The organism is Streptomyces sp. P9(2023), assembly GCF_032436795.1.
Lineage (GTDB): Bacteria > Actinomycetota > Actinomycetes > Streptomycetales > Streptomycetaceae > Streptomyces.
Map to the genome: position 1 here is coordinate 1 of NZ_JAUPWM010000143.1, position 496 is coordinate 496.

The window sequence follows — 496 nt, forward strand, 5'->3', positions numbered from 1 at the left end:
TGATTTACTACCTAAATCAGACCTGAGCCTTCAGCTCACTCTTCCTAATTCAAGTCAGATCCGTATCAGCGGCCTTGTCTCTCCTGACTTATTGCGAGCTCTGATACAAGAAGCAGGAGAAGTAAAATGATCCACCTGACTGCTGAGAGTAAAATCCTGCTTGCGACTCAACCAGCCGATTTTCGCTGTGGTATTGATGGACTCGCCGCCCTGTGTCGTCATCAGCTAAAACAGTCGCCTCGTAGCGGAACCCTGTTTGTGTTTACCAACCGCCGTCAAACCATGCTTAGAGCATTATGTTATGACGGCTCTGGCTTCTGGTTAATCAATAAACGCCTGAGCAAAGGCCGCTTTCAAGATTGGCCCCGTCATCACCAAGATGGGGTGACCCCTGTCGCCGCGAAGCAGCTTAAAGCTCTGTTGGTGGGGCTGCCTGGCTGGCAAAAAGTATGACCGTACGCACACTATTCCCCTTTAAGTTATCGATCCTCACGAT

Annotated in this window: 1 protein-coding gene; it reads left to right on the forward strand. The window is 49.8% G+C overall.

Features of this window, described 5'->3' with window-relative positions; all coding sequences use genetic code 11:
• The first annotated feature begins 126 nt into the window (after positions 1 to 126).
• Positions 127 to 453: an IS66 family insertion sequence element accessory protein TnpB gene (tnpB, locus tag Q5762_RS37070; RefSeq protein ID WP_004393962.1), complete on the forward strand. Its 327-nt coding sequence runs from the start codon at positions 127 to 129 to the stop codon at positions 451 to 453.
• Positions 454 to 496 lie beyond the last annotated feature (43 nt).